Source organism: Solibacillus merdavium (assembly GCF_014836935.1).
In the GTDB taxonomy this organism is placed as follows: domain Bacteria; phylum Bacillota; class Bacilli; order Bacillales_A; family Planococcaceae; genus Solibacillus; species Solibacillus ferritrahens.
The window spans coordinates 1-23,864 of sequence record NZ_JACSPW010000003.1 but is presented as its reverse complement, the minus strand read 5'-3'; the positions used below and the strand labels follow the sequence as shown (position 1 = coordinate 23,864).

Sequence of the window (23,864 nt, the reverse complement as noted above, 5' to 3'; positions counted from 1 at the left end):
ATATCCTTTACACTAATGGCTCATATGGGAAGACATCTGCACTTACTTCAAGCGGTGTAAAACTCGATTGAAGCGAACCTTTAATTGCACTTAGGCTGTCTACAGACCAACCGTCTGCATTGTATACCGAGCGGACGGGGCGTGGCTGAGAAAATACCATAATTTCCTTCCCTCGTACACCAAAAATTTGTCCGGAAACATCGGCTGCCTCATCCGAACTTAAAAAACCAACCAATGGGGCAATATGGGCTGGCGAAAGCTGTTTAAGCCTTTCAACTCTTACTTTTTCATCATCTGTTTCTGCAGGTATTGTTCCAATTAAACGGCTCCATGCAAATGGGGCAATCGCATTAGACGTTACATTATAGCGAGCCATATCCAACGCCGTGCTTTTACTCAACCCGACAATTCCTAATTTGGCAGCAGAATAATTAGCCTGACCAACGTTTCCGATTAAACCTGAAGTGGAAGTAAAATGAATAAAGCGCCCACTTTTTTGTTCCTTAAAGAATGGAGCAGCAGCTCGCGTCATATTAAACGATCCTTTTAAATGAACTGCAATGACCGCATCCCATTCTTCCTCACTCATTTTAAAGAGCATTCGGTCCCTTAAAATGCCTGCATTATTTACAACGATATCCAACCGGCCAAATTTTGATAGAGCTGTATCTATAATGTTTGAAGCAGATTCATAGTCAGCAACCGAATCGTAGTTGGCAACAGCCTCTCCGCCCAGTGCCTGTATTTCCTCGACAACTTCATCTGCAATTTTTGTATCGTTTCCTTGTCCATCAGATCCGCCACCTAAATCATTGATTACAACTTTCGCTCCCTCTTTTGCTAGAAGCAAAGCAATATCTCGTCCAATCCCTCGGCCGGAACCTGTGACAATCGCCACTTTATCTTTTAAGTTAGCCAAATTTACCACCCTTTCTCGTTTAAAAATCAATAAGACAAGGAATCTTATTGCTGCAATTGTTCGAACTCCTCTAAAAGAGAAGTACGGAATTTTGGGTGAGCTATGGCAATTAAGCTTTCTGCTCTCTCTTTCATGGATTTCCCAAACAATTTTGCAATGCCATACTCCGTGACAACGTAGTCAACATCAGACTTTAATGATGTAACATACTGTGTGTGCGCCTTAATCCGTGATACCATCCCGAATTGTGCCGTAGAAGGCATGGCAATAATTGCTCTTCCACCGGGTGATAGCTTTGATGCCCGGATAAAATCCATTTGTCCGCCAACCCCCGCCACTACATGATTTTCATCAATTTGTTCTGCATTTATTTGCCCCGATAAACTAACTTCCATCGCTGAATTGATCGAATGGAAATTGCTTATTTTCGATATAACCGCTGCATTATGTGTGTAATTTATCGGGTAAAGTTCAATGTATTCGTTTCGATGACAAAATTCATATAAATCGTTCGTTCCGGTAAGTGTTGTACACACAGTTCGATTACGGTTGATTTCTTTTCGCTCGTTTGTAACAACGCCGATATTTATGAGCTCCATAATGTCGTCAGAGATAGAACCGGAATGCACACCCAAACCTACTTTCGAATGAAGTGATTGAATAATACCGGAAGCAATTTTGCCAACGCCTACTTGAATCGTTGCATATTCAGGTATAAGTGTTGCAACGTACCGCCCAATTTTCAAATCCTCTTCTGAAGGTTGACTATTACGAATCGTGAGTAACGACCTGTCGGAATGAACGAAAAAATTGATTTCTGATACATGGACTAGTGTTTCCCCGAATGTTACAGGAAGATTGCTGTTTACTTCTGCAATGACAATCTTCGCTTCTTTTATCAATGTTGGCACCACATCTACAGAAAGACCGAGATTACAAAACCCATCTGCATTTGGTGGTGAAACTTGTATGAGGGCGACATCAATGTGCTCTTCTTTAATCCACCGAGGGATTTCCGAAAAATTCACCGGAAGATAATCACATTTTTTATTTTCATAAGCTTTTTTCAGTAATGGAGAACTTAAAAATGTCCGAATGTTAAAGTGAGGGTGACAGGCTATATCCGCATATTTACACGGACTACCTAAAACGACGGTATATAATGAAATTTCTTGCAACCGTGACTTTTGACGAATTAATTCTTCTACAAGTGCTTGAGGTTCATTACACATCGGTGCCAAAAAAATCTTTTGAAAGGATTCAATATGCTGGACTGCTTTCTCAGTGGTGGTAAATCTTTTTCTATAAATGTCTTTCCAATCTAAATCAATCATCTTTATCAACTCCGGCTTGTTCTACAACTGCATATTTTCAATAATTGTCGTAATACCTAGACCGCCGCCAATGCAGAATGTTGCTAAACCATACTTTTCTCCGCGTCTTTCCATTTCATGAAGCAGCTTTGTTATTAAAACACCGCCCGTGCCGCCAATTGGATGACCAAGGGCGATCGCTCCCCCATTTACATTTACGCGGTTCATATCCAGACCAAGTTCTTTAATAACTGCTAAAGATTGTGCAGCAAAGGCTTCATTCAGTTCAATCAACCCGATTTGATCAAGTGTTAAACCCGCAATTTTCAACGCTTTTCTCGTGGCTGGCGCAGGTCCAATTCCCATAATTTCCGGCGAAACCCCTGCAACAGCCTGCGCAATAATTTTTGCTTTAGGCTTTTTATCATATCGTGCAGCCGCTTCTTCTGACATTAACATGACAACACCCGCGCCATCATTCCGGCCACTTGTATTACCCGCAGTAACGGTGCCGTTTTCTTTAAAGACAGGCTTTAACTGGGCTAACTTTTGATAAGTTGTTTCTCTAGGATGCTCGTCTACTTTAAATTCGACTGATCCTTTTTTCGTCTTGACTTCGAAAGGTACAATTTGCTGCGTAAACAAACCTGATTCAATAGCTCTTTTCGCATTTTCCTGGCTTCTTAAGGCAAATTCATCTTGTTCACCTCGGGAAATCGAGTATTTGACAGCTAAATTTTCAGCGGTCATCCCCATTGTTAATGCCCCATATGTTTCAATAGGCTGTGCCCTTGGCTGACTTTCCGTGTTTGAGTCCAGAATTTCACCGTTGCCTGCACCGTAGCCGTAGCGGGCATTTCGGAGATAGTACGGTGCCGTACTCATACTTTCAGCGCCGCCAGCGATAATAATATCCGATAGACCACACATTATTTGCTGTGCACCGCTATTCATTGCCTGCAGACCTGAGCCACATTGCCGATGAACTGTGTATCCCGTAATTTCAATCGGAAAGCCGGCACGTAAAAGCGCCAAGCGAGCTAAGTTTGGCGAGTCTGTACTTTGCTTCGCCTGCCCGAGAATAACTTCATCGATTTCACTTTTACTAATACCGGTACGTACGATGATTTCATCCAGCACTTTTGCCGCGAGATAATCAACCTCTACATTTTTCAATGTCTCCCCCATCCGGCCAACTGCTGTTCGGACGGAATCTATGATTACAACATTTCTCATTTTCATATCACCTCGCAAATTCATACTCTTTGGTACAATTACAGCCCCATATTTTTAGCAATAATAACTTTCATAATCTCATTGGAACCTGCGAAAATCGGTGTAACAGCAATATCTCTGAAGCGTCTCGCAATCTTATATTCCTCCATATAGCCGTAGCCGCCATGTAATTGCATACACTCTGCAGAAATTTTCCGGGCCATATCCGTCACCCACCATTTGGCCATGGAAACTTCGGTCACAATATCCTGTCCGTCCAAATGGCGCACAATTAAATCATCCACAAATGTTTGGCCGATTTGTACTTGTGTCGCGATTTCAGCTAATACAAACTGTGTGTTTTGGAATTTGCCAATTGGTTTACCGAATGCCTCACGCTCTTTTACATATTGCAAAGTCAGATCCAGCATATCCTTTGCAGCCGTAATAGCACCTACTGCAGTGAGCAGTCGTTCTTGCTGTAGTTTTTGCATTAAATACAAGAACCCTTTACCTTCTTCCCCAAGCAAGTTCTCTGCAGGGACTCTAACATTCTCGAATATTAGTTCAGCTGTATCCTGGCTATGCATACCAACCTTGTCTAACTTTCTGCCGCGTGAAAATCCTTCCATCCCTCGTTCAATAATCATTAAGCTTACCCCGTTATGGGCAGGTACCGCTTTTGGATCAGTTTTGCAGGCGATGATGATCACATCTGAAAGAATTCCGTTTGTAATGAAGGTTTTTGTACCATTAACAATATAGTCAGAGCCATCTTTAATCGCTGTAGTAGTAATTTTTTGCAAATCGGATCCCGCACCCGGCTCTGTCATTGCAATGGCAGAAATCCATTCACCACTAACAAACTTTGGCAAGTACTTCATCTTCTGCTCTTCTGTACCAAATGACGTGATATAGGGTGTTACTACATTACTATGCAAACCAATGCCACTTAAGCCGCCGCCAACTTTAGACAGCTCTTCTGATAGAACTACATCAAAAATAAAGTCTAGCCCCGTTCCACCATACTTTTCCTCAACGCTTGGACATAAAAATCCTTGGCTACCTAACTTTGTCCATAATTCACGGGGAACAATACGATCTTCTTCCCATTGTGTAAAATAAGGATCAATTTCTTTTTCTACAAATTTTCTAAGAGAATCCCTAAACATAATATGTTCGTCATTTAAGAAAGTACGTGATTCTTTTCTGGATTTCGTCAATGTTTTATTCATATTCTTCACTCTCTCTTCCCCATGTTCTGATTTAAAGTTTTTATCTATTGAAAGCGATTACATATTTCCTTTATATTCTATTAACTATGAATTTATTTCGTACATTATTCATAATTAAGCAATACTTTTGATCTAGAGCTTTTCTATAATTGTTGCATTTGCCATACCCATGCCTTCGCATATTGCAAGTAAGCCATAACGCTGGTTATTACGTTCCATACGGTAAAGCATCGTCGTTAATAATTTTGTTCCTGTTGCACCAAGTGGATGACCGAGTGCAATTGCTCCACCGTCTGGATTTAATTTATCCAAATCCGCTCCAAGCTCTTTTGCCCAAACAATCGGCACAGGGGCAAATGCTTCATTCACTTCATAAGTATCCATATCTTCAATCGTTAAATTCGCTTTTTCAAGTACACGTTTTGTCGCTTCAATTGGACCAGTTAGCATAAGTGTAGGATCAGAACCTACGACTGTGCGTGCAATGATTTTCGCCATCGGTTTCACACCAAGCTCCTTCGCTTTTTCACTGGACATAATGAGTACAGCTGATGCACCATCACTCATTTGTGAAGAAGTTCCCGCAGAAATTAATCCGCCTTCCTTAAATACCTTTTTCAATCCTTGCAGTACCTCAACTGTTGTTCCTGGTCTCGGTCCCTCGTCGGTATCCACGTCTCCAACCGGCACAATTTCTTCTTTGAAGTTACCCGCTTTAATCGCATTGATGGCCCGTTCTTGGCTGAGCACAGAGTATTCGTTAATTTCCTGTTCTGTTAACTCCCATTGTTCTGCAATCCGCTCTGCTGATAACCCTTGATTAATAAGCTCGTATTTTTTTATACGTTCGCTTTTGCCTCTCCCTTGAACATTCGATCCCATCGGTACACGGCTCATGCTTTCAATCCCACCTGCAATGACAATATCCATATCACCTGCTAAAATCGCTTGCGCTGCAAAATGAACTGCTTGCAGACTTGATCCGCATTGCCGGTCAATCGTCACACCTGGCACCTCAATTGGAAAACCTGCCATCAATCCCGCAATACGTGCAATATTTCCACCTTGTTCGAGCGTTTGTGTAACACATCCAAAAATAATATCCTCTACTAGCGCCTTTTCAATTCCTGCTCGCTTTACTATATCCTCCAGTACATCAGCAGCTAAATCATCTGCCCGTACCTCGGCTAATGCTCCATTTCTTCTCCCTACTGCTGTTCGCGTTGCTGCAACGATTACCGCTTCTCTCATACTCACATTCCCCCTTCAAGTTTAATTGGTTTTTGAAGCTTCCTTTATATCACCTTCTGTAAAAAATGCATGTGCCCTTTACTCCAAAATCACTATATGTTGCATAACAAAAAACATTACAACCTACGAAGTTAATATTTAAAAGTACTCTTAACTTATATATATAAATTTAGGTTAAAATATTCTAAATAAGGTAATATCCCTAAATAATAAATCCTCTTCTCCTCCCATTTTTATTATTGATTGAATAACATTTAAAAGATTAAATAAAAATTTCAATATAATATTTACGGTGGTTTAACGAAATGTTGCATAACGGATATTTGGAGGAATTTGAGGGAAAATAACGGTGGCAAATAACGTAATCAGATGTTTTTCCATAGTTCTAATTTAATTCTACATAACATGACTATCAGTACAATTACTCATTTTAAAACTATCAATTGAATAGAATTTTAGAACTAATCCTATGTGCATCCAAAAGTTTTTTTATACTCTGATTTTTGGGTACTTTATTTTCGACAAAAAAAAGCAAGTACTCCGTATATACGAAATACTTGCCAATCTTTATTTTGGATATACTTTTTCAAACCTGTCACAAACAGTAAGCATCTCTTCAGAAAATACCAAATCATATTCAGGCAGTAGTCGACCAAAGAATGCGATATGTGCCTCCTTCCACTCGTCATACGTTCCTTCCCCTTCAGCTAACGCGAAATCAACAGGCACTTCATTGAATGGATAAATTTCTATGGAATAGGTTTTTATAATGGCAACCGGCTCATCCTGACTATTTAATACAATTTGATAGTCGCCCACTTTTGGTAAAGGATCTCCTTCTAATTCATACAACGGATAGCTTGAACAAGTTGCCGTTTTAGTGCCTGTAACAACGAGGCTCGCCAACCAATCCGCCTTCTCACCGAATTGAAATGCTTCCGTATAACGTATATTTGATAAACCTTCCAACTCACAATACTGCTGCCAATATGTATCAATCTTATTCATCTGTATAGCTCCTTCTTTCAATCTTTAAAATTCTAAGTATTTCCTGAAAAAACTTAAAATACCTATTTAAACAAATTTAACATATATCATTACTTACCAATACTAAATATGTGTTAGTATTTAGTTAATTGCGATAAAGGAGTGTGAAACTACTATGGATTACATTGAAACTTTACGACAATATATTGGAGAAAGACCTATCATCGCACCTGGATCCGCCGTGATTATTTTGAATGATAACAATGAGCTATTGTTGCAATTACGGGAAGATACTAATGATTGGGGTCTTCCGGGTGGTGGGATGGAGCTTGGTGACAGCTTTGAAGAAACTGCCCAAAAAGAATTACATGAAGAGACTGGTTTAAACGCCGAGGAATTGAAATTAATTGGCATAGCCTCCGGAAAAGAAACCTATTATAAATACCCAAATGGCGATGAAATTTATAATGCAACCGCTATATATGAAGCAATAAAAATTACTGGGAACCTTAAGGAAAAAGATGAAACGAAGGCGCTGCAATATTTCCCTTTAGATAACCTGCCCCAATTGAATTACATTTCTAAAATCTTTCTCAAAAAGATTGGATATATTTCATAAGAGTAAAGTCGACGGAAACGCTGCACTATTAGCGTTTCCGTTTTTTGTTTCATATCATACTTACACCTTGTTCATTTATTTGCAGCACTGTTTTAAGATATAGTTTTAAAGCATCTAGCTGGCCTTCTGTATCTGCTTCCTCTTTTCCAGCTAGGTGTGTTTCCAGTAAAATCCCATCCGTAACATTAATCAAAAACGTAGCAATTGTACTTAGCGGCTGTATCCATTGAAAAGTTAGAGAGATATTATTTTTTATTGGAACTATCACCCAATTACTACGTCAAATTTAAAAATGATAAAGGGGGGCGGTATAATGTTCATCTTATTTCTGATTGTTGCAATTCTTTGTATATTCCCTATAGTAGCTCTTTATTACTGGGGAGGTGATTCAGGAAAACCATCAAAGTTAAGTTACCTTCTCTTATGTTTAACGATTGCTATTTGGACCAGCTTTTTGACAGGAGTTTTCACACTTCTCCCTGATAGGCTGGCAAATGTATTATGGGAAGGTAGCTGGATTGGAATACTGATTCTAGGTTTCATAGCGTTTTTATATGAATTTAAAAAGAATAAGGCATACGCATTTTCCGCGTTAATAATTTGCTTTATTAATGGTAGTTTTTATATGTTTGCAAAATTTATTTCGAGTATGTAGGTTTATGCTGAAAATTTCTCTGTTTAGGGAGGGCCGGTTTATATTAGGCCGGGCACTTTCTACTTTCCACCGCCCCCGTTATACTTTTAAGCTAAAACTTTCTAATTGCATGCTCATGTTCTATTTTGAGACAGAACTTTTATTTTCCCTTTTTACAAATTTGCGTTACGATAAGAGGTGGATGCAATTTAGATTGGAGGATGTCTTCCTTATGACAACGAAACAATTACAAAAAGATGCGATGCGCGTTCTAAAAGAGACGAGCCGTACATTTTATATCCCCATTACCTTTTTAGAAAAAGAATTAAAACTAACGGTAGCAGCTGCATACTTAGCTATGCGTGCCATTGACGAGATTGAAGATCATGAAGAAGTATCAAATGAAGTAAAACATGCAACACTTTTAAAGGTTGCAGACCTATTAAAGGCACCCTCTTTCGATAACAATGCTTATTTAGAAGCATTGGATCCTGTAAAGGAAAAAATGCCTGAAGTGACAATCCGTTTAGCAGATTGGCTACAAGTATGTCCACAAGGTGCATTGTCGATTGTAACTTCTGCAACGAGCGAAATGGCTGAAGGTATGGCGAAATGGGCACTAGCCAACTGGCAAGTACATACGAAAGAAGATTTAGATGACTATACGTATTACGTGGCAGGATTAGTAGGTGTCATGCTTTCAGAGTTGTGGGAATGGAGTGCAGGTACTAAAACAGACCGCGAGCTGGCAATTGGCTATGGTCGAGGACTTCAGGCAGTTAATATTTTACGTAATGAGCAAGAAGATTTAGACGAACGTGGTGTGAGTTTCGTTCCAGATGACTGGACACGCGCTGTACTATTTGCCTATGCAGAAGAAAACTTGGCAAAAGCTGACCTATATATGAAAGATTTAGACAAGCGTTCAATTAAACTATTTTGTAAACTACCTTTAGCATTAGCGCACAAAACATTACAAGCGATGAGAGAAGGACGCGATAAAATGTCACGTGCAGAAGTTGAAGCAACGGTAGAAGAAGTACAGGCAGACTAAAAAGAAGTGCGGTGAAAGTTATAACTTTCGCCACACTTCTTTTTTACAAAATTATTGAAATTGCAACACTGATTATTGCACAAAGTCCAACATATGTGAATGAAATAATATGTCGACCCTTTTCTCTTCTAAACCAAAACTCCAACAAACCACGAACAATAAATAACACCATAATAAATGCAAATAATAGAGCATATAGCGTATTTTGATCAAATAAGTTCACTGTAACGAATGATAAAAATAAGAAGCAAAGTACGATTTCTAACAGGAAATGCCAAATACCTACGTACTGATCCATAAATTTCTCATTTTTTTCGATATTGAATTTTTTACGTAAATTTAAATCCAGCAAACCTGCTCCTATAAATGCTGCGATGACTACTACAATTAGCACAAGCTACTTCCCCTCTATATCTCTGTTTGTAAATAATGCTGGCGTGATTCTTCAGGCACCAAATCCCCGCCGGTTGACCAAATAATATGTGTTGCATTTTCCATTTTATCTTTCAGCCCATGCCTTTCAATATACGATGTACCTTGCATCATCAATTCAATCGGTCCATAAACACCTGCATGCGCTGATGGCTCCATAAATATGTTTTCCGTTTCAAACATACCTTTTAAACTTCTAAATAAAAAGCTATCATCTACAGTATAGCATCCACTAATTACGGATTCCATCAATGTCCCGACAAACCGTGAAGGACGACCTACCGCCAACCCGTCAGCTTCAGTTTGATTTGTTAAACCGATATCGTTCACACTGATGTTGTCATGCAGACCCGTCATCATTCCTAAAAGCATACTCGGAGACGCAAAGGGCTCTGCGAAGAAAATGTGAACATAATCCCCATAAATTTGCTTGAGAGAATACGCAATCCCTCCCGGAGCTCCTCCGACTCCACAAGGTAAATAAATGAATAACGGGTGATTTGCGTTCACTTTAATTTTCGCCTGTTGAAGTTGTTCTTCCAGACGTAGGCCTGCTACGGCATAGCCTAAAAATAAATACATCGAGTTTTCATCATCTATAAAGTGGCAAGTTTCATCTTGCTCCGCAGCTTTGCGGCCGTTTTCAACAGCTGACGTATAATCCGATTCATACTCGATTACTTCAACGCCTTTTTCTCTTAGCAGTTCTTTTTTCCATACTTTCGCCTCGCTAGACATATGCACCGTTACCTGAAAACCGAGCTTAGCACTGATAATGCCTATACTTAACCCTAAATTACCCGTAGACCCAACCGCAATTTTATAACGGCTAAAGAATTGGCGGAACTCTTCACTATGGAACTTTTCATAATTTTCAACTTCTGTAATGAGACCGGCTTCTAATGCGAGGTTTTCAGCATGGCTCAGCACTTCATATATGCCACCGCGCGCTTTAATCGAACCGGCTATCGGCAAAGCATGATCACACTTCAAATATAATGTGCCCGGTATATTAAAGCCACGTCGACCTTCAATGAGTTTTTTCATCGCTGCAATTTCTTTTAGTTCGGATTCAATAATACCATTTGTAAACTTTGTTATTGGAAAAGCAGCTTTTATATAAGAAGAGAAGCGTTGGAGTCTCTTTTCCGCATCAAGTATCATTTCCATAGTAATGCTTGGATTTTCTAGTTTTTCAGCTGTCAATTTTTCATTTTCCCAAAATACATACTGTTCTGTCTGTAGCTTTTCAATAAGTGGAAATTGCTTTATTAATTCTTTTATATTTATCTTTTGTTTGTTCATATAATTATTCCTCCCTATGAAAAATCGCTCGTTCACAAATTTGTCGAAATTTATATTCGAACTCTAAATTATTTTCTTCAGTGCGTTTTTTAGGTCCCTTTGTACGACCCCCTGCACGTCTTATTTTCGCACTTTCAAAGCGATATGCCAACAGTTGATCGATATTGTCAGACGTCAGTTCTTTACCGTTATGAGTAACAACAATTCCACCTTTTGCAATACACATCGCAGCGAGCCCATAATCACCTGTAATAACAATATCTCCTCGTTTTAATACACTTAAAAGCTTAAAGTCGACTGAATCAGGTCCTTTGTCGACAATAATTGTTTTTATATTATCTCGTTCTATACGATGTGATGTATCGCAGAATAAGAACGGTTCAATCTCATATTGAGATGAAATAAATAGCGCTAAATCAACAACCGGACAAGCATCCGCATCAATTAATAGTTGTAAAATAATCTCTCATCCTTTCAGAAAACATTTAAAATAAATTATTCTAATATAATAATTACATGGTATTTATTGTTTCTAACATCATCATAACAAGGTCATGTTATATAAAATATAATTGAATTGTCCGATAATTCGTACTAATGTATACTTATTAATTCATTTGGAGGTTACACAATGACGACAATTTCAACTAAGACAAAAGCACAACAATATGTTGACGGTGTATTTTTAAAATTAAAAGAAAAGAACGCTCATCAAATAGAATTCATACAAGCTGCTGAGGAAATTTTCATCTCATTGGTGCCTGTATTCGAGCAACATCCTGAATACATAGAACATAACATTTTAGAGCGTATTATAGAGCCTGATCGCATTATATCATTCCGTGTAGCTTGGCAGGATGATCAAAACCAAGTACAAGTAAACCGTGGCTACCGCGTTCAATACAACAACGTAATCGGACCTTATAAAGGAGGATTACGTTTCCATCCGACCGTAAACGAATCTATTATGAAATTTTTAGCATTCGAACAAATATTCAAAAACGCTTTAACTGGTCAGGCAATCGGCGGTGGTAAAGGTGGTTCGGATTTTAATCCTAAAGGAAAATCCGATGCAGAGATTATGCGCTTCTGCCAAGCATTTATGACAGAATTATACCGCTATGTCGGTCCGGATGTCGATGTTCCGGCCGGAGACATTGGTGTAGGTGCGCGGGAAATCGGCTATTTATGGGGTCAATACAAGCGCATTAAAGGTTCATATGAAGCAGGCGTATTAACAGGCAAGAAACCTGGCTATGGTGGTTCTTTAGGTCGGAAGGAAGCAACAGGATATGGATTAGTCTACTTTGTTGAAGAGATGTTGCGTGAAGCAAAACAATCTTTTATAGACAAAACAGTTGTTGTTTCTGGTTCAGGAAACGTTGCAATTTATGCAATTGAAAAAGCACAGCATTTCGGTGCAAAAGTCGTTGCTTGCTCAGACTCTTCTGGCTATATTTACGATCCAGAGGGTATTAATCTAAAAATCGTAAAAGAATTAAAAGAAGTCCAAAGTAAGCGTATTAAAGAATATGTCACTCATCGTCCAAACGCAACTTATACAGAAGGCTGCGATGGAATTTGGACAATTCCATGTGACATCGCCCTACCATGTGCTACGCAAAATGAAATCAACGGTGAACAGGCACGTACTTTAATTGCCAATGGTGTTAAAGTAGTTGCAGAAGGTGCCAATATGCCATCTAACTTAGATGCCATCAATGAATTTTTAGCTAGTGATGTATTATTTGGACCTGGTAAAGCTGCAAATGCAGGCGGTGTTGCTGTATCTGCATTAGAAATGGCACAAAATTCAGGTCGTAGTTATTGGTCAGCGCAGGAAGTAGACAACAAATTACATGACATTATGAAGTCTATCTTCAATGAAAGCTCTGAAGCTGCAAAGAAATACGGCTATGCAGGAAATTTAGTTGTCGGATCAAACATTGCCGGCTTTATTAAAGTAGCAAACGGAATGCTTGTAGAAGGCGTTTATTAAACAGCAAAAACCCGCAAAATTCATCCATCGAATTTTGCGGGTTTTAAGTTTACATTATCGTACTACTAATACATCACAATTAGCATTGCGGACAACGCTTTCTGAAACAGAGCCGAGTAAGAAGCGTTCTGCACGGTTAAGTCCTGTTGCCCCTACAATGATTAGATCAGCCGTTGTTAAGCTTGTTAACACATTTTTAGGAGAGCCTTCTTCGACTACAATCTGAACGTTTGCTACGCCGGATTGTTCTGCTTGAGTTTTAAATTCATTTAAATGATCAATTGCTTTATCCTTTAGAGCTTTTGCATATTTCAAATCGTAGGCCTCTACTGATCCGAAAGAATGTGTATCAATAACACAAATTAAATTCAGTGTAGCACCTGTCAGGTTCGCAATGCGTACTCCGCGCTCAAAGGCGATTTGTGCTTTTTCTGAAAAATCTACAGCAACAACTACATTTTTATACGTTTCAACCATTTTGATCACTCCTTTGTCTTAAAGGTAGTATAACAAATGTTTCCATCACTTTAAACTAAACCCCTATAAACTAACAGAAGTTAGACGTCCTTCTTTTAAATACGAACGTTATTTTATATTTACCGTTAAAATATTCGTGTTATAATCAAATAGAATACATATTGGAGGTTTTAAGACGTGGAATTGATGTATAAAGGCAAAACAAAAGATGTTTATAAACTTGAAAACGAACTATATCTATTAAAGTTCAAAGATGACGTAACTGGAGAAAACGGCGTATTCGATCCAGGAGCAAACACGGTCGGTTTAACAATTGATGGCGCCGGTTTAGCTGGACTGAAATTAACATCTTTCTTCTATTCGAAACTGAATGAATTGAATGTACCGACTCATTATATAGATGCGAATTTTGAAGAGGCGACAATGACAGTAAAGCCTGCCACTGTTTTCGGAAAAGGACTAGAAGTAATATGTCGTTTTAAAGCAGTCGGTTCTTTCTTACGACGCTATGGTGCATATGTAAATGAAGGACAAGAATTAAATGCATTTGTAGAAGTTACAATCAAGGATGATGAGCGTCTGGACCCTCCTATTTCAGAAGATGCACTAGCAATGCTGAATATTTTAACACATGAGGAATATGCCATTTTAAAGGAGCGTACAATTGAGATTTCAAAATTCGTCGCTTCAGAATTAGAGAAAAAAGGGTTAACGCTTTATGATATTAAATTGGAATTTGGCCGCGATTCAAAAACTGGCGAAATTTTATTGATTGATGAGATTTCGGGTGGAAATATGCGAGCGTATAAAGGTGATACATATATCGCACCATTAGAGTTAGAACGTATTATGTTATCTGAATAAATTCATTCTAGGTACAAATCATTATTCGATTTGTACCTTTTCTATTGTACCCTCTTCCTTTTTTCTATATATAATGATACACTTACTTTCGTACTTCGACGCGTTGAAGTGCGAAACTATATAGCGAGGTCATCTCATCATGAATGCAAAACAGCATGTAAAACCACATTTACTGGAAGCTCTTATTATAATCATTTTTATTATTGCACTAATATCCTATTCTATTATGAAGCTTGACAGTGTGCCGCATATACCTATTTTAATGTCGATTGTTGTACTTTTTGGTTATGGTACAATAAAAAAAGTGCCTTACCGTACGATGGAAAAAAGTATGATTGCTTCTGTTTCAACGAGTATCGGCGCGATTTATATTTTTCTATTAATCGGTGTTTTAATTAGTAGCTGGTTAATTAGCGGGACGATTCCTACATTACTATATTTAGGAATTTCTATTATTTCTGCGAGCTTTTTTTATGCCATTGTATTTATTATTACGAGCATTATCGGAACAGCGATTGGTAGCTCACTAACTACAGTTGCAACTGTAGGAGTTGCAATGCTTGGTGTGGCAAGTTCGATTGATGCTTCACTTGCCATTACAGCAGGTGCGATTGTATCAGGAGCCTTTTTTGGGGATAAAATGTCGCCGCTTTCGGACACAACCAACTTGGCAGCAACGGTTGTGGGAATTGATTTATTTACACACATTAAAAATATGATGTACACAACAATTCCGGCTTTTATCATTTCGCTTATCATTTATGCGGTGCTGTCACCAAGTAGTCAGCTTATGGATAACACACTGATTACGAGCTATAAAGAAACTCTGCTTGCGACAAATTTAATTCATTGGTACGCTGTGCTACCGTTAGTCATTCTGATTGTTTGCACCTTTTTAAAAATTCCGAGCCTTGCAACATTAGCCATTAGTGCCATTTCCGGAGTTATTTTATCATATTTTCACGGTACTATTCCGTTAAATGAACTCTTTTCAATTTTATACAACGGCTATTCAATAGAAACAGGTATAGTGGCAATTGATTCATTATTATCCCGCGGCGGTATGAATAGTATGCTGTTTACAATTATTTTAATCGTGCTGTCACTTTCAATGGGAGGTTTGCTATTTGCACTCGGCATTATTCAATCATTGCTTGAAGCATTGCAAAACAAATTGAAATCAGTTGGTTCCGTTATTAGCGGAGCAGCATTTACTGCAATCGGTATTAACTTTACAATTGGTGAGCAATATTTATCAATCCTATTAACGGGGGAAGCATTCAAAGAAAAATTTAAATTGCTTAACCTTCACCCTAAAAACTTGGCTCGTACAATTGAAGATGCAGGTACAGTTATCAATCCGCTTGTTCCATGGAGTGTCTGCGGTCTGTTTATTGCAACTACTCTAAATGTATCTGTACTAGACTATGTACCGTTTGCGTTTTTCTGTTTACTCAGCCCCGTCTTGACGATACTGTTTGGCTGGTTGAATATTACGATTACAAAGGCGAGCTAATGGTCTTTCAAATTTAAATGAAGTTCTGAGTGTAAAGTTTAAAATACTTTCAATTATAAAATTTTACCAATTTAAATATCGCTATCTAATTAAACTATAAATTACCTATTTTCGATATGGTATGAAACTTGCTTCCTTGTACATTCTAATGTCACAAGGAGGTGAGCACTCATGTCAAACAACAATAGTTCTTCAAACAAATTACGTGTACCTGGTGCACAACAAGCGCTTGACCAAATGAAATACGAAATTGCACAAGAGTTTGGTGTACAATTAGGAGCAGAAGCATCTTCTCGTGCAAACGGATCTGTAGGCGGAGAGATTACGAAACGCCTAGTTCAGATGGCTGAGCAACAATTAAAATCTAAATAATTAAAAAAGGAAACGTTGCAGTAATATGTAGCGTTTCCTTTTATTTTGACTTCTTTATAGAATTTGATTCGGAAGTGCAAATTATGTTATAAATTCCCCATTTTTAAATTACTACCTAATTAAACTGTAAATTACCTATTTTCGATGTAGTATGATACTTGCTTCCTTGTGCATTCTAATGTTACAAGGAGGCGAGTAACAGATGGCAAACAAAAACAGCTCAAATAAATTACGTGTACCTGGTGCACAACAAGCGGTTGACCAAATGAAATACGAAATTGCACAAGAATTTAATGTGCAATTAGGATCTGAAGCAGCATCTCGTGCAAACGGATCTGTAGGCGGAGAGATTACGAAACGCCTAGTTCAGATGGCAGAACAACAATTACGCGGAAAATCAAACCAATAATAAATAAAAAGGAAGCGTTACAGTTAAAAGTAGCGTTTCCTTTTTAATGTGTTCTTCTTTGAACAAAGTTATGTCATCTACGTGTTAACTTAGACCTAGATACGTTTGCCCTTCGCCCTTTCACTTCTGCAAAAAAAAGCACAAACCAGAACCCCGGTTTGCACTACTAATGTAAAAATATTCTTAATGACTAACTTGAAGAACTTCCCTCTGACCTACTATAAATTTCATAGGCAAAATACCCAATTAACATCCCCGCGCCTCCGCCTATACTAACCATATTTAACATAGACATCGGGTAAAAAAAACTAATCATCCCCCCGATAAAGATGCCTAAAAATGTCCCCCAAGGTATTAAACTATCCAATAAAAGTTGAGCACCTTGTGTGTTTTTCTTTCCTAGCTGATTTTTTTTATGTTTATTTTGAAGTCTTAAAATGACAAATATACTTATCGCGCCTACGATAATTAACGGAAATACAATACGCATTATTTCTGCCAAACTATCCATAGTATTGCCTCCTTTCAACTTTTTATATTAGTCTGTAGTCAGCACTGTCAATTACAACTCGGATTAAGCTATTAAACAGTTTTTGCTGAGAAGGATTTTGCCAGTCCTCTTCATACTCAGCCATTAACCACATGACTTCATCAAGAAAAACATGCTGCTTCGCCTTTTCCCAAAATAATTTTTCCTGATCGGTTAAAACACTGTATTCTTTATACCCTGATAAAAACAGTTCCCATTCATCTATTGTAAAAACTCTGTCTGGGGCCCATTCATGCTCATTATGAAAGAGCATTAAGACAAGTGCTAAATCGAAAACTCTTGGTATCCAAGTTGCATTATCCGGATCAATTAAATACGGTTCCGGGATTAACACCAGATTATTCGCTTTAAAATCATGGGGCGTTGCGACGTGCGGTAATCCCGCCTCATAAAGTTCCTGCTGAGCTGCAACACTTTCCAGTAATTTTATTTTTAATGCTGGGTCAATTTCAATCCCAGCTTTGCCAGCATGTTGCATAATAGCTTCCATACTCTCTTCTACTTCCTGTTTGTTAAAATCGTAAACATCGTAGTCAATAAGATCATAGATATTTGAAGTCGGTGAAACACTATGAATTTGTCCCAGCATCTTTCCTGCTTCATATATTTCTTTTTCTTTGCCTGAGTATTTGTTACCATCTATAAATGGATAAACAACAAAGTTCGTATCCTCATATTTTTGCGGGTTATCAACTTGTAGCTTAACTGGTGTTACAACATTGATTCCTTTATCTTTTAGCATGTTCGTATAGGACATTACATGCTCTGCTCTTGTTTGCGTACGTTTAACAATAACATCTTTTTCTCTGTATTTTGCCCGGTAGACGGGTGAATATGGGTAGATACTTATAGGCTCTTCTTTAGCTTCAAATCCAAATAGTGCCAATATTTCTTTTCCATTTGTCATATTGTCATCACCTTTCACAGAGGGATCGGTGTATCCTTTTGAACCCCCAAAAACTCTTTCAACTCAGGCATTTGTTTTAATGCCTGCTCATACCCGACTTCATAATTTGCTTTCATTTGATCAATTTTGCTTTCGAAGCTTTTTATTGCACGATCCGGTTTGAAAATAAAAGCTTCGTTATTTTGTTCCAATTCCCCAATATATTTCATCGTATCATTGTACATCGTCGCACGGTCGTTCATTGCAGCAGCAAGTCTAGGGTACCGCTTTTGAAAAAGTTTAGTTGCCCATTTGTTTGATCTTGATGGCTGTTTGATATAGCCTGGCTCCCTTGTCAGTACGAGCAGATGTTTAGAATAGCCTTTCTCAATTGCCCGCTTTACAGGAATCGAATCCGCTAGTCCACCATCATAGTAAGGAATATTATCAATTTTAATTTCCGGGAATAATACCGGGATAGCACACGTCGCCTGCAATATATCACATGTACGCGTCATCGTATGTGCACTCTTATATTCCACCTTGCCGGTAAAAGCATTAGTCAGTCCAAATTCCACTTCCCCAGGATAGTTATAATACGCATCCCAATCAAACAGATCGAGCTGATTAGGAACGATATTGTAAGCAAAATCTAAACCAAAAAGACTTTTCTCCTTTAGGAAATTCCGCGCACCCATATAACGCGGATCATTGCGATACGTTGTCAATACTCGCATCGTGCGTTCAGGCTGATTCGACATATACGAAACAGCATTAATCGCCCCTGCTGAAATTGCCGCAATATATGGCATAACTATCTTCTGCTCCATTAAAGCATCCAATACTCCTGCTGTAAATACCGTTCGAAACGTTCCACCTTCCAAAATTAAACTGCAATCCTTCACTTCATTCATCCATATCACTCTTTCTTCATATACATATCTTTTATTTTATTATACGTTTTAGACTATTAATGATAAAAGGAGTAAATTTATTATACTATTGGATACTTCCTAAATTTTCTGAAATATGTTATTATTTATTTCGAATATCGTAATACTAGGAGGCAACTTATGTCAATGTTGAAACGTAATGAAGTACCTGTCGGGGAAACGTGGAATTTAAATGATTTATTTTCTTCAGAAGAAGCTTACTTAGAAGCAATAGAGGAAGTGAAAGAGCTTGTTGATACAAGCGCCAAGCAGTTGCCAGGAACAATTACGGATGCCAAAGGTGCCATTGCAGCCATCGAAGCAACTGAAAAAATCCAGCTGAAATTAGTGCCAATTGGTACCTATGCAAGTCTTTCACACAGTGTAGATCAAACGAACACAGAAAATCAAATGCGTTCAGCCCAGTTTGGATCACTTGCTGCGAGCATTGCCACTAAGCTTTCCTTTGTAAAAAGTGACCTATTGGCATTAGACGAAGCAATTTTAAAAGAAGCGCAACTATTAAATCCAGCATATGAAAACTATATTAATAAGCTACTAATCCAAAAGCCATACCAGCTCCATCCCGAAGCCGAAAAAGCATTGGCTGCTTTTGGGGCAACATTTGATGCACCATATGAACTTTACAATACAACAAAATTAGTGGATATGGATTTCCCGAATTTTGAAGTAGATGGCGAACAATTCCCACTTAGCTATAATTTATTCGAAGGCGATTGGGAATTGGAAACAGATACGAAAAAACGTCGCGCAGCATTTAAAGCATTCTCTTCAAAACTACGTGACTATCAACATACCACGGCCAAAACGTATAATACACATTTGAAAATCGAAAAAACCGATGCAGATTTGCGTGGATACGAAACAATTTTCGATTCGTTACTAGAATCTCAGCAAGTTGACCGTACGATGTATGACCGTCAAATTGATTTAATCATGAATGAGTTAGCACCACATATGCGTCGCTATGCAAAGCTGCTTCAAAAAACGCATGATTTGGATAAAATGACTTTTGCAGATCTTAAAATTTCATTGGATCCATCATACGAGCCTACTATTACTGTAGAAGAATCCCGCCAATATATGAAAGACGGTCTATCTATTATGGGTGAAGACTATATCAAAATGATTGACCGGTCATTTGATGAGCGTTGGATTGATTTTGCCCAAAATGCCGGTAAATCAACAGGTGCATTCTGTTCAAGCCCATATGGTGTACACCCATATGTATTGATTTCTTGGACAAGCCGTATGAACGAAGTATTTGTCCTTGCACATGAATTAGGTCACGCAGGTCACTTCTATTTAGCAAATGAAGCTCAAAATATTTACAACGCACGCCCGTCGTTATACTTTATTGAAGCACCTTCTACAATGAATGAAATGTTAATGGCAAATCATTTATTAAAAAATTCATCAGATGCTCGTTTTAAACGTTGGGTTATTTCATCAATCATTAGCCGTACGTATTACCATAACTTCGTAACACATTTATTGGAAGCCGCTTACCAACGCAAAGTGTACGATATTATCGATGGCGGAGGCAATGTGAATGCTCCGAAATTAAATGAATTAAAACGCGAAGTACTGGAGCAATTCTGGGGAGATACAGTTGAAATCACAGAAGGCGCTGAGCTTACTTGGATGCGTCAGCCTCACTACTATATGGGCTTATATCCATATACTTATTCAGCTGGCTTAACAATTTCAACACAAGTTTCACAACGTATTTTAAATGGTGATGAATCAGCTGTTGGAGAATGGATTGAAGTGTTGAAAGCCGGTGGTACAAAAACACCTGTTGAGCTTTCGAAAATGGCTGGTGTCGATATTACGACTGAACAACCATTGCGTGATACAATCGCATTTATCGGAAATTTAGTTACACATTTAGAGCAATTGACAGAAGAACTACACACAGTATAAAAACCTCGGATGTGCAAAAATACTTTGCACATCCTTTTATTTTTTTAGCTACAAACTACTTTCAACAGTTAAATCGCAATCGATCGCTTCACTACATCTACTTGTTGGAATAAGTCAGATACTCCTGATTCAATTGCAGCTGACCCGACTGCCTTTGCAACTACTCCTGCAACACGTTCATCCATCGAGCTAGGAACAATAAAGTCTTCATGGAGCTCCTCGTCAGTCACAAGTGAAGCGATTGCCTCAACCGCCGCCAGCTTCATGGCTTCATTAATATCTCTCGCTCGCACATCCAACGTCCCACGGAAAATCCCTGGAAATGCTAGCATATTATTAATTTGGTTCGCGTGGTCCGAGCGCCCTGTACCAATAATTTTAACGCCCCATTTTTTTGCATTTTCAGGAGTAACCTCAGGATCTGGATTAGCCAATGCAAAAACGATTGGATCTTTTGCCATCGACTTAATATGGGCTTCATTTAAAATATTCGCTGCAGATACACCGATAAATACATCAGCTCCCACTAACGCATCATCCAAGGTTCCGCGTAGTTGATACGGGTTCGTTAAGTTAGCGACTTGATTTTTTACTGGATTCATTCCTTCAGGGCGTCCTTCGTAAATAATCCCCTTCGTATCACACATAATAACATTCGTGTACCCCATCTGAATTAAAATTCGTAAAATGGCAATACCTGCAGCCCCTGCTCCATTAATGACAACCTTCATTTGCCCAACTTCCTTATTTACAAGCTTTACGGCATTAATCATCCCTGCACCGACAACGATTGCGGTACCATGCTGATCATCATGAAATACTGGAATTGAACATTCTGCACGCAGCCGATCTTCAATTTCAAAACAGCGTGGTGCTGAAATATCCTCTAAATTGATCGCCCCATATGTAGGAGAGATTGCCTTCACTACGTTGACGATTTCATCAACATCTTTTGTATTTAAGCAAACCGGTACAGCATCAACATTCGCAAATCGCTTTAACAATAAAGCTTTTCCTTCCATTACCGGTAAAGCAGCTTCCGGACCAATATCCCCTAAACCTAGCACAGCAGTACCATCTGTAATGACCGCTACTAAATTCCCTTTCATCGTATAGTCATATACTGTTGAAGGATTTTGTTCAATAGCTAAACAAGGTGCTGCAACTCCAGGTGAATACGCTAAACTTAAATCATATTTATCTTGCACCGGCACTTTTGCACGAATTTCCATCTTCCCTCCGAAGTTTTCATGCATTTCTAGTGACCTCTTCATTAAATCCATTTTTACCAACCCTTTCTAATTTTAGTAATTTTCTTTATATTTACGTATGTTATTCCTTTTAATTTCTTTTGTCAACGATAATATTTATTCTAAATTAAATATTCAGATAATTGCGTATAGACGTTGATTTAATAACGTTTATGAGGTTTATTATGCAAAGACCTAATTGTGAATTCATACACAATCTATTATATAAGAAAAATAAATGTAAGGGCTGTCATTTTGAAAATGGCGCTTTATCAGGCTAAAGTATGTGATGAATTGCACGAAGTACTTTCTAATGCTTAATATGAAACTTTTCACAAACTTACATAAAAAAAATGTCACAAAGCTTTTCATCACAAATTTTTCACATTTTTGTTAAACTTAATTTATCGGAGGGGTGAAAATGACAGATAAAACAAACACCGAGCAGCTGACAGAAGAAGAATTTTTAGAGCTTGTTTTAGAAGAACAGGAAAAGGCACTGGCAAAAGAGCGGGAGGCACGAAAAAATCCGCAACAAAAAAAGCCAAAAAAGCAAAAGCCTGTTGTCCGGATTGTCGTATGGTTGATGGCATTGACACTTGTTTTTAATACTTTTGCAGTAATTTTCAATATTTATTCCATTCCGGCAATTGAATTCTTAAAAGTATCAACTAAGCTTTCTAGTCAGGAAAATATCCAAACATATAAGCAATCGATCGTAACAATAAACACCGACTCCGGGAAAGGAACTGGGTTTGCTGTAACGGAAAATGGTTACATATTAACAAATGAACATGTGATTGATGATACTTTAACAATTACCGTAGTATTTCCAGATGATTCACTTTATAAAGCCGAGGTTGTGGAGGCATATGAGGAATATGATTTAGCACTTTTGAAAGTGGATGCGGAGAACCTACCGTATTTGACACTCGCAGAAACAAGCGAATTCCGTCAAAATGAGCCTGTTTATTTTATCGGCAACCCGCTAGCATTTAGCGGTATTGCGAATGAAGGTCAAGTGATAGGTTATACAAACGCTGTCGATATTCAAACAGAAATTATTATGATGAACGCACCCGTTTATCGAGGGAATAGCGGGAGCCCAGTGATTAATGAAGAGGGACAAGTAATAGGTGTGATTTTTGCAACTGGTACACGGGAAAACCATGGGAAAGTCGGTTTATTTATACCAATCGAAAGTGTTCATGAGCAATTCCAGGAACATTTAGAGCAATGAGTTTCTCGCTTAATTATTAGAACATTTGTCGGGGATATTAGAATAGTTGTTTACGATTTTAGAACATTTACGTAGTATATTAGCATATTGTACATCTATTTTAGAACAAATGTTCCTTATATTAGAAAATGGACGATTTATTAGAAATGTTCCGCTCATATTAGAACATTTCAGTTTTTATTAGAAAAACTGAGGTTAGTATAAAAAATGGACACGCCTTAAGAGACTCTTTAAGATTAAGATATCTAAAAAAGGACGTGGAACCCATGAAAGAAAAACGCATACATTACTTCCGAATATAAAAAAACGGCTACCAAATCATTTGAGGGCACTGAAAAAGTCATTCAATTATAAGGAAGGGCATGTTGGAACGAAAATTCTTTCCAACATGCCCTTTTCTTCGATGCCGTTGATTTCCATTGCGGCGGACGCTTTCCGCGGGCACGGCTCCAACTAAA

At 38.2% G+C, this 23,864-nt stretch carries 25 protein-coding genes; 10 read left to right on the top strand and 15 right to left on the bottom strand.

Annotated features, from left to right (window positions below; genetic code table 11):
* Positions 1-7 precede the first annotated feature (7 nt).
* The 6 genes from H9632_RS04655 to H9632_RS04630 form a co-directional block, all read right to left on the bottom strand.
* Complete coding sequence (locus H9632_RS04655; protein WP_318247668.1) at positions 8-928, bottom strand: SDR family NAD(P)-dependent oxidoreductase; 921 nt, start codon at positions 926-928, stop codon at positions 8-10.
* A gap of 35 nt (positions 929-963) precedes the next feature.
* Entirely contained in the window at positions 964-2,253 is a 1,290-nt protein-coding gene (locus H9632_RS04650; protein WP_191702951.1) for an acetyl-CoA hydrolase/transferase family protein, read from the bottom strand.
* Positions 2,254-2,274: 21 nt separating this feature from the next.
* On the bottom strand, positions 2,275-3,468 hold the full coding sequence (locus tag H9632_RS04645) for a thiolase family protein (RefSeq protein ID WP_191702950.1): 1,194 nt from the start codon (positions 3,466-3,468) through the stop codon (positions 2,275-2,277).
* Positions 3,469-3,506: 38 nt separating this feature from the next.
* Positions 3,507-4,682, bottom strand: a complete 1,176-nt coding sequence (locus H9632_RS04640; RefSeq protein WP_191703144.1) for an acyl-CoA dehydrogenase family protein — start codon at positions 4,680-4,682, stop codon at positions 3,507-3,509.
* 132 nt (positions 4,683-4,814) lie between these two features.
* Positions 4,815-5,933 (bottom strand): thiolase family protein, encoded by a 1,119-nt coding sequence (locus tag H9632_RS04635; protein WP_191702949.1) that lies wholly within the window; start codon positions 5,931-5,933, stop codon positions 4,815-4,817.
* A gap of 567 nt (positions 5,934-6,500) precedes the next feature.
* Positions 6,501-6,941 carry an ASCH domain-containing protein gene (locus H9632_RS04630; RefSeq protein WP_191702948.1) on the bottom strand — a complete coding sequence of 147 codons (441 nt, stop codon included), beginning with the start codon at positions 6,939-6,941 and terminating at the stop codon, positions 6,501-6,503.
* Between the two features lie 154 nt (positions 6,942-7,095).
* Between H9632_RS04630 and H9632_RS04625 the strand changes: the two genes are divergently transcribed.
* Entirely contained in the window at positions 7,096-7,539 is a 444-nt protein-coding gene (locus tag H9632_RS04625) for an NUDIX hydrolase (RefSeq protein WP_191702947.1), read from the top strand.
* Between the two features lie 49 nt (positions 7,540-7,588).
* On the opposite strand, the gene H9632_RS04620 is transcribed toward H9632_RS04625, so the two are convergent.
* Positions 7,589-7,807 carry a hypothetical protein gene (locus H9632_RS04620; protein WP_191702946.1) on the bottom strand — a complete coding sequence of 73 codons (219 nt, stop codon included), beginning with the start codon at positions 7,805-7,807 and terminating at the stop codon, positions 7,589-7,591.
* A gap of 45 nt (positions 7,808-7,852) precedes the next feature.
* Here H9632_RS04620 and H9632_RS04615 point away from each other — a divergent pair, with 45 nt between their 5' ends.
* Positions 7,853-8,194 (top strand): hypothetical protein, encoded by a 342-nt coding sequence (locus H9632_RS04615; RefSeq protein WP_191702945.1) that lies wholly within the window; start codon positions 7,853-7,855, stop codon positions 8,192-8,194.
* 211 nt (positions 8,195-8,405) lie between these two features.
* Entirely contained in the window at positions 8,406-9,227 is an 822-nt protein-coding gene (locus H9632_RS04610) for a squalene/phytoene synthase family protein (RefSeq protein ID WP_191702944.1), read from the top strand.
* 43 nt (positions 9,228-9,270) lie between these two features.
* Here the strand turns inward: H9632_RS04610 and H9632_RS04605 are convergent, their stop codons facing one another.
* The 3 genes from H9632_RS04605 to H9632_RS04595 are packed head-to-tail and all read right to left on the bottom strand — an operon-like array spanning position 9,271 to position 11,424.
* Positions 9,271-9,621, bottom strand: a complete 351-nt coding sequence (locus H9632_RS04605) for a DUF4181 domain-containing protein (RefSeq protein ID WP_191702943.1) — start codon at positions 9,619-9,621, stop codon at positions 9,271-9,273.
* 14 nt (positions 9,622-9,635) lie between these two features.
* Positions 9,636-10,964 (bottom strand): D-serine ammonia-lyase, encoded by a 1,329-nt coding sequence (locus H9632_RS04600; protein WP_191702942.1) that lies wholly within the window; start codon positions 10,962-10,964, stop codon positions 9,636-9,638.
* 4 nt (positions 10,965-10,968) lie between these two features.
* Positions 10,969-11,424: a YaiI/YqxD family protein gene (locus H9632_RS04595; RefSeq protein WP_191703143.1), complete on the bottom strand. Its 456-nt coding sequence runs from the start codon at positions 11,422-11,424 to the stop codon at positions 10,969-10,971.
* Positions 11,425-11,595: 171 nt separating this feature from the next.
* On the opposite strand from H9632_RS04595, the gene gdhA reads away from it, so the two are divergent.
* A complete protein-coding gene (gene gdhA, locus H9632_RS04590) occupies positions 11,596-12,963 on the top strand; it encodes an NADP-specific glutamate dehydrogenase (RefSeq protein ID WP_191702941.1) in 1,368 nt (455 codons plus the stop codon).
* A 54-nt stretch (positions 12,964-13,017) separates the two neighbouring features.
* Here the strand turns inward: gdhA and H9632_RS04585 are convergent, their stop codons facing one another.
* Positions 13,018-13,440 carry a universal stress protein gene (locus H9632_RS04585; protein ID WP_191702940.1) on the bottom strand — a complete coding sequence of 141 codons (423 nt, stop codon included), beginning with the start codon at positions 13,438-13,440 and terminating at the stop codon, positions 13,018-13,020.
* A gap of 177 nt (positions 13,441-13,617) precedes the next feature.
* On the opposite strand from H9632_RS04585, the gene H9632_RS04580 reads away from it, so the two are divergent.
* The 4 genes from H9632_RS04580 (at position 13,618) to H9632_RS04565 (ending at position 16,601) form a co-directional block, all read left to right on the top strand.
* Entirely contained in the window at positions 13,618-14,304 is a 687-nt protein-coding gene (locus tag H9632_RS04580; protein WP_191702939.1) for a phosphoribosylaminoimidazolesuccinocarboxamide synthase, read from the top strand.
* A 139-nt stretch (positions 14,305-14,443) separates the two neighbouring features.
* Entirely contained in the window at positions 14,444-15,820 is a 1,377-nt protein-coding gene (gene nhaC / locus H9632_RS04575) for a Na+/H+ antiporter NhaC (protein WP_191702938.1), read from the top strand.
* Positions 15,821-15,991: 171 nt separating this feature from the next.
* The gene (locus H9632_RS04570; protein WP_191702937.1) at positions 15,992-16,192 is read left to right on the top strand and encodes an alpha/beta-type small acid-soluble spore protein; all 201 of its coding nucleotides are present in this window, start codon (positions 15,992-15,994) and stop codon (positions 16,190-16,192) included.
* Between the two features lie 202 nt (positions 16,193-16,394).
* Entirely contained in the window at positions 16,395-16,601 is a 207-nt protein-coding gene (locus tag H9632_RS04565) for an alpha/beta-type small acid-soluble spore protein (protein ID WP_191702936.1), read from the top strand.
* Between the two features lie 190 nt (positions 16,602-16,791).
* On the opposite strand, the gene H9632_RS04560 is transcribed toward H9632_RS04565, so the two are convergent.
* Genes H9632_RS04560 through H9632_RS04550 form a run of 3 tightly spaced genes read right to left on the bottom strand, consistent with a single transcriptional unit; the run spans position 16,792 to position 18,951 of the window.
* Positions 16,792-17,112: a hypothetical protein gene (locus H9632_RS04560; RefSeq protein ID WP_191702935.1), complete on the bottom strand. Its 321-nt coding sequence runs from the start codon at positions 17,110-17,112 to the stop codon at positions 16,792-16,794.
* 22 nt (positions 17,113-17,134) lie between these two features.
* Positions 17,135-18,058 (bottom strand): phosphotransferase, encoded by a 924-nt coding sequence (locus H9632_RS04555; protein WP_191702934.1) that lies wholly within the window; start codon positions 18,056-18,058, stop codon positions 17,135-17,137.
* A gap of 14 nt (positions 18,059-18,072) precedes the next feature.
* Positions 18,073-18,951: a patatin-like phospholipase family protein gene (locus tag H9632_RS04550; protein ID WP_191702933.1), complete on the bottom strand. Its 879-nt coding sequence runs from the start codon at positions 18,949-18,951 to the stop codon at positions 18,073-18,075.
* A gap of 159 nt (positions 18,952-19,110) precedes the next feature.
* On the opposite strand from H9632_RS04550, the gene pepF reads away from it, so the two are divergent.
* Entirely contained in the window at positions 19,111-20,916 is a 1,806-nt protein-coding gene (gene pepF / locus H9632_RS04545; RefSeq protein ID WP_191702932.1) for an oligoendopeptidase F, read from the top strand.
* Positions 20,917-20,984: 68 nt separating this feature from the next.
* Here pepF and H9632_RS04540 read toward each other — a convergent pair whose 3' ends face one another.
* Positions 20,985-22,199 (bottom strand): NAD(P)-dependent malic enzyme, encoded by a 1,215-nt coding sequence (locus H9632_RS04540; protein ID WP_191702931.1) that lies wholly within the window; start codon positions 22,197-22,199, stop codon positions 20,985-20,987.
* A gap of 388 nt (positions 22,200-22,587) precedes the next feature.
* Between H9632_RS04540 and H9632_RS04535 the strand changes: the two genes are divergently transcribed.
* Positions 22,588-23,406, top strand: coding sequence for a S1C family serine protease (locus H9632_RS04535; protein ID WP_191702930.1), 819 nt, complete (start codon positions 22,588-22,590; stop codon positions 23,404-23,406).
* The last annotated feature ends 458 nt before the right edge of the window (positions 23,407-23,864 follow it).